Below are 15,558 nucleotides of genomic sequence, written 5' to 3'. Positions count from 1 at the left end.
TATGTTATGGTTGTCTTAAGTACACACAACGGATAGTTCTGTTATAGATAAAGGAGCCTGTATATGACGCCATTCACCAAAAGAGTGATCACTATTATTCAGTCGATTCCAGAAGGATCCGTCATGACCTATGGCGGTATTGCCCGTGCGGCCGGAAGTCCCCGGGGAGCCAGGCAGGTGGTGCGCATTCTGCACTCCATGAGCAGGAAGTACAAGCTGCCGTGGCACAGGGTCATCAATTCCAAAGGAATGATCTCGCTCACCGAAGATGAGTCCGGCTCCCTGCAGCAGTTGTATCTGCTGGGTGAAGGTATTGTTTTTGACGGGCGGGGTGTGATTGATCTTGAACGTTATCAGTATGACCCGGGATCCGGGCTGGAGCTGGAGCTGGAACTAGAGCCGGAGCAGGATTTCAACCCCGAACCTGAAGATCATCTTCTGCCGCCCTTCGAATAAGCTCTGCGGCTGCCGTTCCCGCTGGCAAGTCCGTTCAGCAGGCAATACAGCGTGGCGTAAATCACGAGCAGCACAAAGGCCACGAATAAGCTGAAGAACACAGACTGCCGGTTCAGACTGTCCAGCACCAGCTGATACAGCTGATGGCGGTCTGTCAGCACATCCCAGCTGTTCAGGCGGTAGACTCTGCCAAGCAGCACGCCATAGCCGCCCATTACACAGGCAAACAGCACAAAGACCCAGGAGAGCACCCGATTGCTCTTGCGGTAAATTACATGCTGGAACTGGTACAGGGAGAAGAATCCGGTCAGCCAGCCGCTCCAGGTGAACAAGAGCAGGGTGGTGAGGTCGTACCAGTACCGGTTCTGGATCGTTCCATCCACGATGTATTTGCTCTTGCGGATCGTCAAATGCACGAGGTCAGTCATAATATAAGGCGCATTCGGGAAAAACAGCAGCCAGGCTATGCCAAGCGGCAGAATCAGCAGCCCCCCGATCTTCCGCTTATCCAGCTCATGCGCGGCCATGGAGAAGAAGAACGGCACCCAGGCCAGAAACAGATTCCAGAGCAGAAAGGCATAGAACGTATCGGTCTGCAGCGAAACTACGCGATATACGGCCAGTGTTGCCGCCGTCATTCCAGCCAGAAGGATAAATACCTTCGAATAATTCAGTTCCTTCATGAGGGGATAATCTCCTTACCTTGATATAGTTCAGCTATGTACAATCCGGCAATATCCGGTTTGTTCTCTCTAATTGTACAAATATGGATCCGCTTAGTCCAACATTGTATGCAGCAGCTAAATATAAAACAGCCCGGACACGTAAATGTCCGGGCTGGAGCTGCTGAACTTATTTACACCCCGCCGCTCAGCTTCCTGGCGACAGCCGGAGTGCGCCCTTTGAAGGCTGCGCTGCGCGGGTAAGCCTCATCAAGGCCTGAGAAGGCGCTGCATTCTCTGAAGGCAGCGTGCTTGCAGCCCAGACACCGGCTGTAATCAATGCTTCCCAGCGCTTCATTGATCGCTTCCCCTGTATGATCATAGAACTGCGCCGCCCCGATTCTGTCATACAATCCTGTCTTCTTCAGCAAATCCAGCGGCTGGCTCTGGATACCGGAGATCATCAGTCTTCCGCCATCCGCATGAAGCTGCTTCACCAGGGCAGCCAGATTGGCTTCGCCGGTGGTGTCCATTAGAGGCACCTTCCCCATGCGCAGCAGAATGACCTTCGGCTGGTCCGGCCCCAGTCCCGGCATAGTACTGTCGAAACGGTAGGCTGCCCCGAAGAACAGCGGTCCTTCGACATTATAAATCCCGATCTGCGGACAATCGTGGCTGTCCGTCACCATATGTGCCTCAACCTTCACGGAAGAGGGGTCGGGCAGCACTTTGGAGACCATGTGCACTTCTCCCATACGCTTCACGAAGAGTATCACCGCAAGTACCAGCCCCACCTCTACCGCCAGCGTCAGATCCGCAAACACAGTCAGCAGGAAAGTAATGAACAGCACCAGTGAATCGCCGGTCTTCAGCTTAAGCAGGTGAAGGAATTCCTTGCGTTCACTCATGTTCCAGGCCACGACCATCAGGATCGGGGCCATTGCAGCCAGCGGAATGCTGGAAGCATAAGGGGCGAATAACAGCAGAATCAGAAACACAACAACGCCGTGAATGATACCGGAGAGCGGCGAAGCTGCTCCGCTGCGGATATTGGTGGCCGTTCTGGCAATTGCCCCGGTAGCAGGTATTCCGCCGAACAACGGTGCGGCAATGTTAGCGATCCCCTGGCCGACCAGTTCACGGTTGCTGTCATGGCGGCTGCCTGACATGCCATCGGCGACTACTGCGGACAGCAGCGACTCAATGGCGCCCAGCATCGCAATGATGAAGGCCGGTCGGATTAGCAGCCTGATCTTCTCCCAGGTAATGACCGGGAAATGAAAGCTCGGCAGTGTATTCGGGATATCCCCGTAAGCTGAGCCGATGGTGGTCACCTTGCCGCTGAAGAATAGAGCAGCAATAATTGTTGCACAGAGCAGCCCGATCAGAGAACCGGGCACCTTCGGCGCGAAGCGCATGCCCAGCACTACGACAGCCAGACAAATCGCCGCAGTCAGAATACTGTACAGATTGATTGTCGAGATATGTGCGCCGATCTCTTTCATATTGTCCAGGAAGCTCTCATGCCGCTCCATATCCCTTAGTCCGAGAAAGTTGGCGATCTGCCCGCTGAAAATAATAACGGCAATCCCTGCGGTGAACCCGATCGTCACCGGCTTGGGAATGAACTTAATCAGCACCCCCAGCCGCAGGACACCCATCACCACAAGAATGACCCCGGCCATCATTCCGGCGATCAGCAGATTCTCGTACCCGTACTCCATGGCAATGGCGAATAAAATAGGAATAAACGCACCCGTAGGCCCGCCAATCTGAAATTTTGTACCGCCGAATAAGGAAATTAGAATACCGGCCACTATAGTCGTGTAAATTCCGTACTCCGGTTTCACACCGGAGGCAATAGCAAATGCCATCCCCAAGGGGATGGCAATCACGCCGACGATCGTCCCTGAAATGATATCCTTGCGCAGAGAAGCAATGTTGTAGCCCTTGAACCGGCCCCACCCTGTCATCATTTAACCTTCTTTTCTTTAAATATCTGATTATTTGAATATAAGACTCACATTACTCCTGCCTGCCGTTCTTGTCAACGGGGTAATCCGCCCCCGGGGAAGCCGGGGTTATTCGCTGCGGATGCCTTCGAGCAGGGAGATGGTATTTACAAGATGATTGTCGAATATTTGTTTGGCTACAGCCAGGAGGTCTTTGATCAGAGGATCACGGAGGGCATAGATTACGGTGGTTCCTTCTTTGACGCTGGCTACTACATTCTTCGCACGGAGTACGGCAAGCTGCTGGGATACAGCCGAACCTTCCGAACCGAGGATCGCCTGCAGCTCATTCACATTCTTCTCGCCTTCGCTGAGCAGTTCCAGAATGCGGATCCGCATCGGATGAGCCAGCGCCTTGAAGAATTCCGTCTTAAATTGTTGAATATCGCTGTTCATGGGACTTCTGCTCCTTATGCTGTTCTATCCATTCTATATTATCTTAGCTCATTTACCGGAGGGTGGCTACGCCGGAGCAGGAAATAGTTAGTCCGGCACCCGGCCCGCAAGTTCACAGATTCACCGGGTACAGCTTGATCTCACGGGTCCTGATCTCCACGAATCCGCCCAGCGCCATCGGTTCACCGAGGCATTCGAACATAATCACATCACGGCCAAGCCGCAGATAACCGGTTCCGTCTTCCTCTATATTCTCCAGTATCCCCGTCAATATGACAGCATTCCCGTCCATACGTATCTCAAAAGCCCCTCCGCCCGCTGGCACAATATCCACCCAGCACATGAACAGCGTGGGCAGCTCAAACTCTGCCTCGAAGGTCTCACCAGCGGCCGCTGCGGCACCGCACCAGGTTCCTCTGCCCTCACCAAATTCGGACGCGAAGAATACCTCATCCTTCTTCAGGCTGGTCTCAATTATGTTAATGTTCATCCTCTTTAGCTCCATCTTCTATGTTATACCGCTTATTATACAGGACATACGGCAAGTATTCATATCAGGTATAATTCTGTGTCGTCTTGTTCAGATAAGTGCTGGGATGCAGCCAGGGGTGCTTGAAGAATTCATGCTTATCGCTGATTTTACGGGATACCCCAAGATCATAATCAATCATGCGTTTCACCTTGTCTGCGAACTTCTCACCCTTAACCAGCATTCCCATTTCGAAATCATGGCAGGCACTTCGTTCATTGATATTATAGGAGCCGTGGAATACAGCCCGTGCTCTGTGGTCATAAGTGATTTTCCAGTGGGAGAAGCGTTCTGTACAGCTGTAGTCATAGAAGGACACGCCATTGCAGAAAGGAATGTACATATTGCCGCGCACCGCTGCCTTGTTGGTAGGATGATCATTGACCTCGAGCGGATTACATATGGAGATATGGCAGGCACACTCCGGTCCTACTTCACCGAGCCTGTCCCAGAAAGCCTGGTCGATCAGATAAGGATTTACAATAATGGTCTCTTCGGCGGCATACGTAAGCAAATCCAGATAATACTGCTGGATCAGATTCACCGGATTTCCGGGAAAACTTAGAAAGAGCGTGCACTCTTCTCCGCCGAACTCGTAGTTTCCCGCAGGATGGTAGAATGGCGCTTCCACCTCAAAGTGATCTCCTCCAAGCAGAAGCCATCTGGCGTGAAAAGCCTCATTCAGCGGCCGGGCAGCCGCCCCCTGAATCCGGAAGCAGCCGTCATGCCACTCCTCCTCCCTGGAGGGAATCCCCAGCGGACGCCCGTCAATCTGTTCAGTTGCCGATTCCCGGATAGGCGTCGCAAAAGTATACTGGTCACCGATATTGAGACTGCCTATAACGGACGTTGTTCCGTCAATAACCATGAATTTACGGTGGTCGATCACATTCAATCCGGTAATTTTCACATCCTCCTGCACCTTGTCCTGGAGGAAGAGGATACTCTCAGGCACGCCCTGAGACTTCAGCTCCTCACGCTTCACAGCCCATTCCGCAGCAGTGTAGCAGGAATAAAATGTATCCTTCAGCCGGGCCCCTGCCTGCTCGAGGACTGCTGCAAGCTCGGAGAACCTTCCTACTTCAAGATTGCTTCCGTATCCCAGGGCGGTGACGGTGTAATTCACCAGCATCCTCACCTCTACTCCCCGCTGAAGCGCATGGAGCAGCTCCGAGGCGATCAAATTTCCCGAATGGTCATTGAAGAACAGCATCACGGACAGATGGATATAACGCTGTGCATTGCGGATCTCTTCCAGCAGCATGTCCAGGCACTGCGGCCCGTTCACATAAGGATCCACCTTGTTATGCCTCGTAGTCTGCGGCGCCAGCGCTCTAAGCTTGCCGGAATCCAGGCCGGACACGGCCGATGCGAGCTGTTCAAGCAGCTCTGGGCTGAATCCGGGAAGCTCCTTCAGCTGCCGCGCATCTGTAATCACACCCCCATGCTGCGCCTGCCGGTAAGCACGGACAGCAGCGCTGTCCAGAATAGGCTCAATAATAGAATCGGCGGCGTCCGTGTTCTTAGCGACAGAGCTTAGCGAGCCGCCGGAAATCCGGTAATTCACGTAATCTATAAGATCCTGCCCAAGCCGTTCATCCCGCTCCGCTGCAGGTATTTGCGGCAGCCGATTGTTCATATGTAAATTATCCATTCGATTCTCTCATCCCTTTCATCCCCTACTCTCTTCCGTAACGTCTGTGCGTTACTGCTCGTGTAAGGGTAAGGTTAGATACCCGGCACGCCTCCTTTATAAACGTTCCGCCTCTTAGCAGTATTTTCTTCCGCCTCCCGCTTCCGATCAGCCAAAGGGGAAACCCCGGCAGCCGTTAAGACTGCCGGGGTTTCCCCTGGGGTGAGTTTATATGCTAGCTTACAGGAGAGCTATAGACCAGAAGGCTGAAAAAGCTTCAACGCGGCAATCCGCTCTACCGCCTCCGCAAGCCGGGCTTCATCACTGACCAGCCCCACCCGCACATATCCTTCGCCATAGGCGCCAAACCCGATGCCTGGTGCTACCACCACATGGGCTTCGTCAAGCAGAAGGTCAGCGAAGCTCTGCGAGGTATAGCCCGCCGGAACCGGCAGCCAGGCGAAGAAGGAGCCGCGGGGCGCCTCCACTTCCCAGCCGATTCTGCGCAGACCCTGGATCAGGATGTTACGGCGCGCTTCATAGCGGGCTACATTCTCCTGTACCGGGGTCTGCGGGCCAAGCAGCGCCGTTCTGGCTGCTTCCTGTACTGCGCCGAACAGGCTGACATACATATGATCCTGCAGCAGGTTAAGACTCTCGATCACGCTGGCATTCCCTATGGCGAACGCTACGCGCCAGCCAGCCATATTGTAGGTTTTGGACAACGTGTAGATTTCGATGCCGTTCTCCTTCGCACCCGGGGTCTGGAGATAGCTCAGCGGCTTCTGCCCTTCATAACCGATGGCCGCGTAGGCAAAATCATGCACCACACAAATGTTGTGATCCGATGCGAACTGCACCGTTTCTCTGAAGAAATCCCCGGTCGCCACAGCTCCCGTAGGATTATTCGGGTAGTTCAGGAACATCAGCTTGGCCTTCGCTGCGGCTTCCGGGCTGATACTGCCATAGTCGGGCAAAAACCCGCGTTCCGCCGTCAGCGGCATCATCTCCATAACAGCGCGTGCCAGCTCAATTCCCGACCAATAGTCCGGATAACCGGGATCAGGCACCAGCGCCATGTCCCCCGGATTGAGCAGACACTGCACCACCTCAACCAGACCGGTCTTGCCCCCTAACAGGATGGCGACTTCACGTTCCGGTTCAAGCTCTACTCCATATTCCCGCAGGTAGAACTCGGCTACGGCTTCCTTGAGGTAGGTATGGCCGCGAAACGGCGGATATTTATGATTCAGAGGATTCACTGCGGCCAGCTGGAGGGACTCCACGATATGGGCCGGTGTAGGCATGTCCGGATTGCCTTGCCCCAGATTGATTACGTCATGCCCTTCGGCAGCAACAGCTCCGGCTCTGGCGACAAGCGCGGCGAAGAATTGCTTGGGCAGAGATTTCAGCATTTGTGAAGGTTCAAAACGATTCACGGGCATGCCCCCTCTTCAAACCGGAATTATTTGCTCAATTCTTCAGCGTTATACAGCTTAACATCCAGCGGTGCAGTCAGGAATTCTCCTGCTTTGGCGGCGAAGCCGGTGAAGTGCGGGCTTGTATTATGGGCGGCTACAGCCGCCTGGTCACGCCAGATTTCGACCATGATGTAGGTATTTCCGTCCGCTGAATGCTTATACAATTCATATGAGATGTTGCCTTCTTCTTCGTGGGTTGCGGCAACCAGTGTCTTCGCGACTTCAAGGAACTCCTCCTCACGTGCGGGATTTACCTGAAGCAAAGCATGGATAATGATCATTTAGTATTCCTCCTAAAATAATATGCAGCAGAGTCTCCCCGAGCAGTTATGTACACAACCGGCACAGGCAGCCTTTGCTGAAGTTTGATTTTCCTTGAATATTAACTCAACGGTCCAGGATTATCCAATATTTATTTCCACTGGGCAACAGTGTCAATCGGCAGACGGACGGATGCATAGCCTTCTTCAACCGCTTTGCCGATCGATATCAGCATGACCGGAATATAACGCTCTTTGTCCATATCAAACAATTCCGCGATCTGATCCTTCTCAAATCCACCGATGGCATTCGTGTCATAGCCGTGGGCACGGGCGGCCAGCATCAATTGCATCGAGACCAGACCGGCATCAATCATAACCGTTTCTCTGTTCACGTCCGCAGGCAGCTTCGCGAAGTGGGCACCCAGAGAGGCCAGCTGTCTTTCTTTTACCTCAGCAGGCATCAGTCCGCGTTCTACAGCCGTTCCGTAGATTTCTTCAGCATAGTCAAAGTTGTTCAAATCACCGAATACGGCAATCATTGCTGCGGAGGTTTCTACCTGAAGCTGATTGAATTTGGCAATGGTGGCCAGCTTGGCTTTGGCTTCCTGGCTTTCGATAATAAGGAAACGCCAAGGCTGCATATTAACGGAGGAAGGGGCCAGAGTCGCTTCAGTAAGGATCTCTGTCATTTCCTCTTTGCTGATTTTGACGGAGGTATCGTATTTGCGGATTGAGCGGCGTCCTGTAATAATGCTTGTGAAATCATTGTTTCTGGTTGTATTCATGAATAATAAGCTCCTTTATAGTTTGATTATAGGTGACGGCTACAGTAAATTAATATTATATTGCAGCCGGGTAAGCATCTCTGCGAGTACGGTGCGTTCCTGTTCATTGAACCCGGTGAGCAGTTCGCTGATGAAGCGGGTCTTCTCTTCCCGGTAGGAATTAATATGTTCCCGGCCCTGATCGGTCAGGGTGACGAGGGTGACCCTGTTATCGGCAGGATTATTCCGGCGGGCAATCATCCCGCTGTCTTCAAGTCCTCTCAAGTGGCGGGTGACAGCTGCGGCATCAATATCGAGTGTCTTTTGCAGCGAAATCTGGCTGATCTCGGAGACCCGGAACAATTCTTGCAGAAGGCGGAACCGGGTGGGTGTAATGCCCGCACAGCGCTCGAATTTCGGGCTGATCCCCTTATGCAGCGCCTGCAGCAGTTCAAAGATCGTATCTTCATCGGGCAGATGTTCTGTCAAAATTAACCCCCTTACGCAAATATATTGTGCAAAATCTTTTTGACAAAGCTTACTTTACACCGAAATCGTTGACCCGTCAACTAATCTAATTAAAGAGGAGACCGCCGTATGAAAATAGCCCTGATTCAGCTCGATATAGCATTTGGCAATCCGGAGGTGAATTATGCTGCGGCAGAACGCAAAATCCGCGAAGCTGCTACCGGCAAACCGGACTGCATCATCCTTCCCGAATTATGGACGACCGGCTATGATCTGACCCGGCTGGACGAGATCGCAGATCGCGGGGGCCGGACTGCGGGGGCCCTGATTTCCGGTCTGGCCCGGGAATACGGGATTAATATCGTCGCCGGCTCTGTCGCCGTGAGGCAGGATACCGGAGTTACCAACACCATGCTCATCTTTGACCGTACCGGAGCACCCGCCGGGCAGTACAGCAAGCTGCATCTGTTCAAGCTGATGGATGAGCATCTCTATCTCCAGCCTGGGTCAGCCAAAGGACTGTTCAAGCTCGACGGCACCTTATGCGCCGGATTAATCTGTTATGACATCCGCTTCCCGGAATGGGTGCGGGTTCATATGGCGGAGGGCGCTGAAGTGCTGTTCATCAGCGCAGAGTGGCCGCTGCCCCGCTTATCCCACTGGCGGGCGCTGCTGATCAGCCGGGCGATCGAGAACCAGTGCTACGTGGTGGCCTGCAACCGGTCCGGATCAGATCCGGCCAATACCTTTGGCGGCCATTCCTTGATTGTTGACCCTTGGGGAGAGATTGTGAGCGAGGCTTCAGGGAGCGAAGAAATTCTCAGCGGCGAGATCGACCTCGCCAAGGTGCACGAAGTGCGCGGGCAGATCCCGGTCTTCTCCGACCGTCGTCCGGAGCTGTACAGGTAGGGGCGGGTAAGACGCCCTCTCCCGGGAATCAGGGGCACTTCTGCTCCTCATTTCCGCCAAATGACCGCTTCCATCGAATTCAGGGGCACTTCTGCCCCTCATTTCCGCTAATTGACTGCTTCCATCGAATTCGGGGGCACTTCTGCCCCTCATTTCCGCCAAGTGTCCGCTTCCATCGAATTCAAGAGCACTTCTGCCCCTCATTTCCGCCAAGTGTCCGCTTCCATCGAATTCAAGAGCACTTCTGCCCCTCATTTCCGCCAAATGCCCTCTTCCATCGAAATGCCCTCCCACTAACCAACTTAAAGGGATTTTTCCCTCTATCTACCTCCAAATGTCCTCCCACCACCAACTTAAAAGGATTTTTCCCTCTCTCTATCTCCAAATGCCCTTCCACTAACCAACTTAAAGGGATTTCCCCCTCCTCCCCAAGCAGCAAAAAGCGCAGGCGAATTTAGCTCGCCTGCACTCACTCATCTGCATTTACCTTCACCCTTCTCGTAGGCACCTGCCTTCACTCTTCAATGACCGCCCTCTCTCCGCTCTCCACGCTTCCCAGGGCTCCCGTTACATTGCGCGCTTGCTTCAGCGGGCATACCTCTCCCGCAGCACATGCGCCGCCTGCAGTACACGCGGATCGCCGTACTGCAGGCTGTAGCCTGTCTCCTGCTGCAGGCGGTCCGCCGGCTTCAGCAGGGTACCCCGGCGGGCAACCGCCTGCCGGATGCCTGCGGCGAAAGCAGCGGCCGAATCCGGGCCGCCCAGCTCCCCGAGCGCGGCGATCGTCTCCGGGCGCACGCGGGGATAATCCAGCGAATCGTCCCCATTCGCTGCCTCTGCATAGAAGCTGCGGATGAGTTCACCGCGCGCAAGCCCGGTGCCGGACACGACAACAAACGCGTGGACGAAGTACGCGTTGTTCTGTCTCCGCTGGGCAATGCCGCAGAACTTGCGGCCGCCGATGGCCAGATCGAAGTCACCGGGGCAATATGACCCGGTGACTTCTTCGGCACGGATCAGCGCCGCCGCCTGCGGATGGCTCACAGCTACGGCTTCAGTAATCAGCGAAGCCAGCAGCCGGAAATCATCGTGAAAGTCCAGCTTGCCCGGACTCTTGGGCAGCAGCAGGGACACGTTGACAATTCCGGCATCCAGCGGCACCGCAGCGCCGCCTGAATGCCGGACCGCCGTGCGGATTCCCTGCTCTTCAAGTGCCTGCATCGCCGCCCCCGCACGGGGCAGCCTGCTGTCCCGCAGCCCCAGCGCCACACCTCCCGGGTGGCTCCAGAGATGCAGTATCGGCGGAACCGCTCCGCTTCCGACATCACGGCACAGCATTTCTTCGAAGGCAAACGGAAGCAGCATATCCTGCCCGGATTCTGCTTCCTCCGCATCCCCGCTCAAATGTGTGAAGAGCACCATCTCTTCAGGCATCCTGCCCGCCACTCCATTTTCCAGCACATTATATGGTTCACTTCTCATTCGAATTGCCTGCGAGTCCCACTGACTACCTCTTTCCCGGATACGGCAGGCCGGGCACCGCCCTGAGCCCGTAAGTAACGCTGCGTATCCCGCTGTATGATAATTTCAATTTCTTAATAAGTCATATTGTAACCGATCTGCCCCCGGCCGCGAAGCCTGGAGCCTATAAACTCTGTATTTGAAATGGCGGCTGGAACCCGTTATCCTTAGAGGATAAGAAGATAATCCCAGCCATAAGATTCGCGCTGAAGCTCATGCTATACACAACCCTTAGGAGTGATGCCGCATGACAACCGAACAACTGACAAAGGACAGGCAACTAAGCAAGGCCAGACAATGGGAGCAGGCAATGAATAAGCTGTATATCAACTTCCGGGACTATAGCCAAGATGTGCTGAAGGGTTTCGGGGATGAAGATATTCATCAGGCCAGAGTCAATAGCCGCAAGCTGCTGACACTCCTGTCCATTCTTGATCCGGGCCATTCGGTTACGGAAGAGTTGTACAGCACATTCAAGCAGGCACAGAAGAAGCTCGGCAAGGTAAGGGACGCAGATGTACTGATTGCATCCTTCAAGGAACGGCGCAAGACCGCCAAAGAGGCGGGCGATGTCAAAACCGCCGAACTGCTCAAGGCGGTAATCAAACACCAGAAGGATAAGCGGAAGATATTCCGCAAGAAGCTGGAGGAAGCGCTTCCGAAGCTGACCGGCAAGGCCCTCGACGCACAGTGGACTGCTTTTATCGGGACACAGCTGGAGCCGCTCGCCGCCAAAAAAGATGCCAATGTGGTCATGCGCGAGCTTGAAGTCGCTTTTGAGCAGAGGAAAAAAGCCTGCAAAACCTTGTTCAAAGGGCCTGAAGCTGAATCCAAGGAAGCCTTCGAGGCGCTTCATGAGCTGCGGATTGCTGCCAAACATCTGCGTTATACGGCTAATGCGGCCGCTTTTGCGCTGAATCAGAAATTCCATGCCCACGAAGCAATCTATAAGGACATTCAGGATCAGCTCGGAGTGATCAATGATAAGCGGGTGTGGCTCGAAACACTGAATTCCATTGGACGGGAAGAGCTCGATGTCGGCAAAAAAACATGGACGGCGTTCACCGAAAGTCTGCGTGCAGAAGTACTGGAAGCGCTGCATCAGAATGAGGTTGTCCCAGTTGTTCCAGTTGTCCCTGCAGCAGAGAGCGCGAAATAGCGGCATTATATATATTTCCGGAAAATACAAAGGCAGGACGCTGCATGATATTCATGCGGCATCCTGCCTTGTTCACTTGCCGGGAGTCGCCCTCCCCGTTGCCATACCTTAAAGAGTACCGCGCACCGCTCCGGCCACTTTGTTCAGCACGCCCTGATAGACGGATTTCGGCCGCAGGCCGACCAGCTTCTCCACAGGTTGGCCTCCGCTGTATACGATCACTGTCGGCATACTCATGACCCCGGCTTCCGAGGCGAGTTCCGGCAGTTCATCACAGTCCACCTTAATCATACTCACATCGTCCCCATACTCGGCGTTCAGCTCTTCCAGAATCGGCAGCAGAGTTCTGCATGGCGGGCACCAGGATGCACCGTAATCCACCAGCACGGTTCCGCCAGCCTTCAGCTGATCACGCACAGCTGCGGCGTTATCGGCAATTATCATAGCCATCTCAAGCTCCTCCTTCAAAATTTAACATTCAATATTCACAGAAACATCTTCAATCTACCCGCCTTATTCCTCTTCGTTCTGCTGCTCCTGCAGAATCGAAGCCATCCGGTCCTGCAGATTCAGCTTGATCTGATTCAGCTCAACCAGCTGGCGTTCAATCTCCTCCAGCTTGCTGCGGTACAGCGGCATCACTTCCGCACAGAACGCCTCTTTATTCTTCAGAACACAGTGCAGGAATCCTGCAATCTCTTCTGTCGACAGGCCCAGATTCAAATACAGCTTGATCGTTTCCACCGTATCCACGGCAAGCGGCGAATATTCACGGTAGCCGTTGTCCTGGCGCAGCGGTTTGATCAGTCCCTGACGCTCATAATATCGCAATGAACGGACGCTTACGCCCGTAAGTGTGGCTAGTTCACCTATTTTCATGGCAGTCTCCCCGGGGTTCATGAGAAATGGTCTGCTCTCAGTATAAACCCTGACACTAGTGTCAGGGTCAAGGTGTTTTTTTAGAATAAATAAAAGAAACCAGCCTAAGCATAGCTTAAGCCGGTCTCCACATTATCTTACAGCAGTCCTGCTGCCCATAACCCGCCTCTGCGGATCATCCGGCGGAACGGCTCCACCGAGAAGGAAGGCAGATGATGGCCGGGCATCAGGTAGACTACCCGCCCTTGTCCGAATTCATGGCACCAAGCCGCCTGCCTCATCGCCCCTCCATGGGGATATTCTGCAAGAATCGTGGACTCGAAATGCGGCTGCTGCTCGAAATAGTAAGGTTCATCCTCGATAACAAAGTCATTGATGCCCTGCATAATAGGGTGCTCCCGGGCGGGAATCGTCATATGCAGCGCGGTATAATCCGGATGGTGGGTGAAATGGGCACCCAGCATCGCGCCTAACTCCTGATTGCGCTGCAGGGAGATCCCGTTATGCACTACAAGCAGACCGCCGCCGCCAGCCACATAAGACAGCAGTGCGCCGCTCTGCGCAGCGGATAATTTCTCATCAGAGAATTCAGTATAGGAGACCACCAGCCTGCAGTCCGATAACTGTTCCTTGTTCATCAGCCCGTAATCCTCAGTCGATACGACCTGAAATTCCGGGTCCAGCAGCTGCTCAATCTCGCGGTCAACTCCGGCGAACGGATGATACTTAACTTCGGTATAGCTGCCAAACGCAAGTGCTTTGAAGGAAGACATAAGATTCACACCTCTCTTGTGCAAAGTTAATTATCTATTATTGCTTAATCCATTATCCCACAAAAGTCCGCTGCTGTTACCAGGGCCAGAGATTGCCGTCCAGATCGATGTACACCGGTTCCTCGCCCAGATATTTCTTATGATCCTGTACGATATTCATAATCTTATACGCTGATTCCTCCGGAGGAATCGGCGCTTCCATATTCTTCTCTCCGCTCATATAAGACTGCAGCCAGCCGGGATGAAAGACCATCACCTGTCCGCCCAGCTTACGCAGATGATTGTGCATCAGCGAGGACTGCATATTCAGCGCCGCCTTCGACATGCAGTAGCCGTACATGTTAATCCTTTTGTTCCGGCTGATGCTGCCTGCCTCTGAGGAGATGTTAATAATCAGCCGCTGCTTGCCCTGCAGAAGCAATCCCATGAGCGCATTGCTTACTCTGAGCGCGCCGAGCGTATTCACATTATAGAGATGCGCCATGGCCTCATCATCCATATCCACGAGCATGGTAGCATTATCAGCCTGGTGGATAATACCTGCATTGTTGATAATAATATCGATATGTCCCGTACTGCCGGCAATACTCCGCGCTGCTTCCTTCACGCTCTCTGCGCTGCCGATATCAAGAGGGACCAGCATTAGCGTATCCTGGTATTGCCCTTTCAAAGCCTCCAGCGCTTCCACTTCCGGTAAATACCGGCCGGCAAAAACTGTGTATTTATTCTCCAGAAGAAAGCGTACCAGATAAAACCCGAGCCCGCGGTCGGCACCGGTTACAAAAGCGACCCTTGTCATGAATTGCACACCCCTCATACCTGCTTATTTATGCGCAGAGCGTTGCTGCATCACTCTCACATTAGCACGGCAATATGTCTTAATCAACATCCCGTAAGGGAGGGGGATAAGCCTCCTGAACATTCTTTTGCTTTAATTTTGAACTATGTTACAATCAAGAATAATAGTTGTTAACAACACAATTGTTGACAACAGGCTTACTAAATTATATCCCAGGAAGGTGATCCTCTGATGTCTATTCAACAAATCCATACCTTGGATGAACTGCAACAATATGTAGGGCAACCCGGCAAAAAGCTGCTCTTCAAGCACAGCACCACCTGCCCGATCAGCGCCAAAGCAAACGAGGAATTTCAGGCCTATACACAGGATTCCGATACTCCCGCTGCCATTGTACATGTAATCGAAGACCGTCCGATCTCCAATCAGATTGCCGAGGATTTCGGGATTAAGCATGAATCACCGCAGATTTTCCTGCTGGAGGATGGTGAGGTCCGCTGGAACACTTCCCACTGGAAAATCACCCGTGGCGCCATCAAGGAAGCTGTGGAGCAATGAGCAAGAACATAATCATCTATTCCACATCGGGATGCAGCGACTGCAATCAGGTGAAGCAGCTGCTTGAGAGCAAGGGCATTGCCTTCGAAGTCAGAGATGTGATGACCAGTACTGTCTATCAGGAAGAAGTCGAGAAGCTGGGCTTCATGGGTGTTCCAGTCACCGTAGCCGGAAACCGGGCTGTCAAAGGCTTCAACCTTCCTGAGCTTCAGGAGCTTATTGAAGCAGCTGTTCACTAATGAATAATACCAATTATGCAAAATGGTGCCGCCCTCTTTACAGGGCCGGCACCATTT

Annotated in this window: 19 protein-coding genes; 5 read left to right on the top strand and 14 right to left on the bottom strand. The window is 53.3% G+C overall.

Annotated features, from left to right (window positions below; translation table 11 throughout):
* The first annotated feature begins 63 nt into the window (after window positions 1-63).
* Window positions 64-456 carry an MGMT family protein gene (locus PBOR_RS02865; RefSeq protein ID WP_042210366.1) on the top strand — a complete coding sequence of 131 codons (393 nt, stop codon included), beginning with the start codon at window positions 64-66 and terminating at the stop codon, window positions 454-456.
* Here the strand turns inward: PBOR_RS02865 and PBOR_RS02860 are convergent.
* The 9 genes from PBOR_RS02860 to PBOR_RS02820 all read right to left on the bottom strand — a co-directional run bounded on the left by PBOR_RS02860 (window position 432) and on the right by PBOR_RS02820 (window position 8,685).
* Complete coding sequence (locus PBOR_RS02860; protein WP_042210364.1) at window positions 432-1,139, bottom strand: DUF1361 domain-containing protein; 708 nt, start codon at window positions 1,137-1,139, stop codon at window positions 432-434. The two genes, PBOR_RS02865 and PBOR_RS02860, sit on opposite strands and share 25 nt — an antisense overlap.
* Before the next feature lie 173 nt (window positions 1,140-1,312).
* The gene (locus tag PBOR_RS02855; protein WP_042210363.1) at window positions 1,313-3,091 is read right to left on the bottom strand and encodes a SulP family inorganic anion transporter; all 1,779 of its coding nucleotides are present in this window, start codon (window positions 3,089-3,091) and stop codon (window positions 1,313-1,315) included.
* A 108-nt stretch (window positions 3,092-3,199) separates the two neighbouring features.
* The gene (locus PBOR_RS02850) at window positions 3,200-3,526 is read right to left on the bottom strand and encodes an ArsR/SmtB family transcription factor (protein WP_039306638.1); all 327 of its coding nucleotides are present in this window, start codon (window positions 3,524-3,526) and stop codon (window positions 3,200-3,202) included.
* Between the two features lie 112 nt (window positions 3,527-3,638).
* Window positions 3,639-4,016, bottom strand: a complete 378-nt coding sequence (locus PBOR_RS02845) for a hypothetical protein (RefSeq protein WP_042210361.1) — start codon at window positions 4,014-4,016, stop codon at window positions 3,639-3,641.
* Window positions 4,017-4,080: 64 nt separating this feature from the next.
* Complete coding sequence (locus PBOR_RS02840) at window positions 4,081-5,709, bottom strand: phospholipase D-like domain-containing protein (RefSeq protein WP_052429303.1); 1,629 nt, start codon at window positions 5,707-5,709, stop codon at window positions 4,081-4,083.
* Window positions 5,710-5,939: 230 nt separating this feature from the next.
* Window positions 5,940-7,127, bottom strand: a complete 1,188-nt coding sequence (locus PBOR_RS02835) for a pyridoxal phosphate-dependent aminotransferase (protein ID WP_042210360.1) — start codon at window positions 7,125-7,127, stop codon at window positions 5,940-5,942.
* A 26-nt stretch (window positions 7,128-7,153) separates the two neighbouring features.
* A complete protein-coding gene (locus PBOR_RS02830) occupies window positions 7,154-7,450 on the bottom strand; it encodes a putative quinol monooxygenase (protein WP_042210359.1) in 297 nt (98 codons plus the stop codon).
* Between the two features lie 131 nt (window positions 7,451-7,581).
* Window positions 7,582-8,217 (bottom strand): nitroreductase family protein, encoded by a 636-nt coding sequence (locus PBOR_RS02825; protein WP_042210358.1) that lies wholly within the window; start codon window positions 8,215-8,217, stop codon window positions 7,582-7,584.
* A 39-nt stretch (window positions 8,218-8,256) separates the two neighbouring features.
* Window positions 8,257-8,685 (bottom strand): MarR family winged helix-turn-helix transcriptional regulator, encoded by a 429-nt coding sequence (locus tag PBOR_RS02820; RefSeq protein WP_042210357.1) that lies wholly within the window; start codon window positions 8,683-8,685, stop codon window positions 8,257-8,259.
* 108 nt (window positions 8,686-8,793) lie between these two features.
* Here PBOR_RS02820 and PBOR_RS02815 point away from each other — a divergent pair, with 108 nt between their 5' ends.
* Entirely contained in the window at window positions 8,794-9,573 is a 780-nt protein-coding gene (locus tag PBOR_RS02815; RefSeq protein ID WP_042210356.1) for a carbon-nitrogen family hydrolase, read from the top strand.
* Between the two features lie 585 nt (window positions 9,574-10,158).
* On the opposite strand, the gene PBOR_RS02810 is transcribed toward PBOR_RS02815, so the two are convergent.
* The gene (locus PBOR_RS02810) at window positions 10,159-11,055 is read right to left on the bottom strand and encodes a lipoate--protein ligase family protein (RefSeq protein WP_052429302.1); all 897 of its coding nucleotides are present in this window, start codon (window positions 11,053-11,055) and stop codon (window positions 10,159-10,161) included.
* A gap of 286 nt (window positions 11,056-11,341) precedes the next feature.
* Between PBOR_RS02810 and PBOR_RS02805 the strand changes: the two genes are divergently transcribed.
* Window positions 11,342-12,253: a CHAD domain-containing protein gene (locus PBOR_RS02805; protein WP_042210355.1), complete on the top strand. Its 912-nt coding sequence runs from the start codon at window positions 11,342-11,344 to the stop codon at window positions 12,251-12,253.
* A 108-nt stretch (window positions 12,254-12,361) separates the two neighbouring features.
* Here PBOR_RS02805 and PBOR_RS02800 read toward each other — a convergent pair whose 3' ends face one another.
* From PBOR_RS02800 to PBOR_RS02785, 4 genes are all read right to left on the bottom strand, one after another.
* The gene (locus tag PBOR_RS02800; protein WP_042210354.1) at window positions 12,362-12,703 is read right to left on the bottom strand and encodes a thioredoxin family protein; all 342 of its coding nucleotides are present in this window, start codon (window positions 12,701-12,703) and stop codon (window positions 12,362-12,364) included.
* A gap of 63 nt (window positions 12,704-12,766) precedes the next feature.
* The gene (locus PBOR_RS02795) at window positions 12,767-13,132 is read right to left on the bottom strand and encodes a MerR family transcriptional regulator (protein ID WP_042218844.1); all 366 of its coding nucleotides are present in this window, start codon (window positions 13,130-13,132) and stop codon (window positions 12,767-12,769) included.
* A gap of 137 nt (window positions 13,133-13,269) precedes the next feature.
* On the bottom strand, window positions 13,270-13,905 hold the full coding sequence (locus PBOR_RS02790) for a ThuA domain-containing protein (protein ID WP_042210353.1): 636 nt from the start codon (window positions 13,903-13,905) through the stop codon (window positions 13,270-13,272).
* A gap of 76 nt (window positions 13,906-13,981) precedes the next feature.
* A complete protein-coding gene (locus PBOR_RS02785; protein WP_042210352.1) occupies window positions 13,982-14,704 on the bottom strand; it encodes an SDR family NAD(P)-dependent oxidoreductase in 723 nt (240 codons plus the stop codon).
* A gap of 231 nt (window positions 14,705-14,935) precedes the next feature.
* Between PBOR_RS02785 and ytxJ the strand changes: the two genes are divergently transcribed.
* Window positions 14,936-15,262 carry a bacillithiol system redox-active protein YtxJ gene (gene ytxJ / locus PBOR_RS02780; protein WP_042210350.1) on the top strand — a complete coding sequence of 109 codons (327 nt, stop codon included), beginning with the start codon at window positions 14,936-14,938 and terminating at the stop codon, window positions 15,260-15,262.
* Window positions 15,259-15,501, top strand: a complete 243-nt coding sequence (locus tag PBOR_RS02775; RefSeq protein ID WP_042210348.1) for a glutaredoxin family protein — start codon at window positions 15,259-15,261, stop codon at window positions 15,499-15,501. The genes ytxJ and PBOR_RS02775 overlap by 4 nt, the downstream gene beginning before the upstream one ends.
* Window positions 15,502-15,558: the final 57 nt, after the last annotated feature.

This window comes from Paenibacillus borealis, from assembly GCF_000758665.1.
Classification (GTDB): Bacteria; Bacillota; Bacilli; order Paenibacillales; family Paenibacillaceae; genus Paenibacillus_AQ; species Paenibacillus_AQ borealis.
This window is presented reverse-complemented; position numbering and strand designations above follow the sequence as displayed.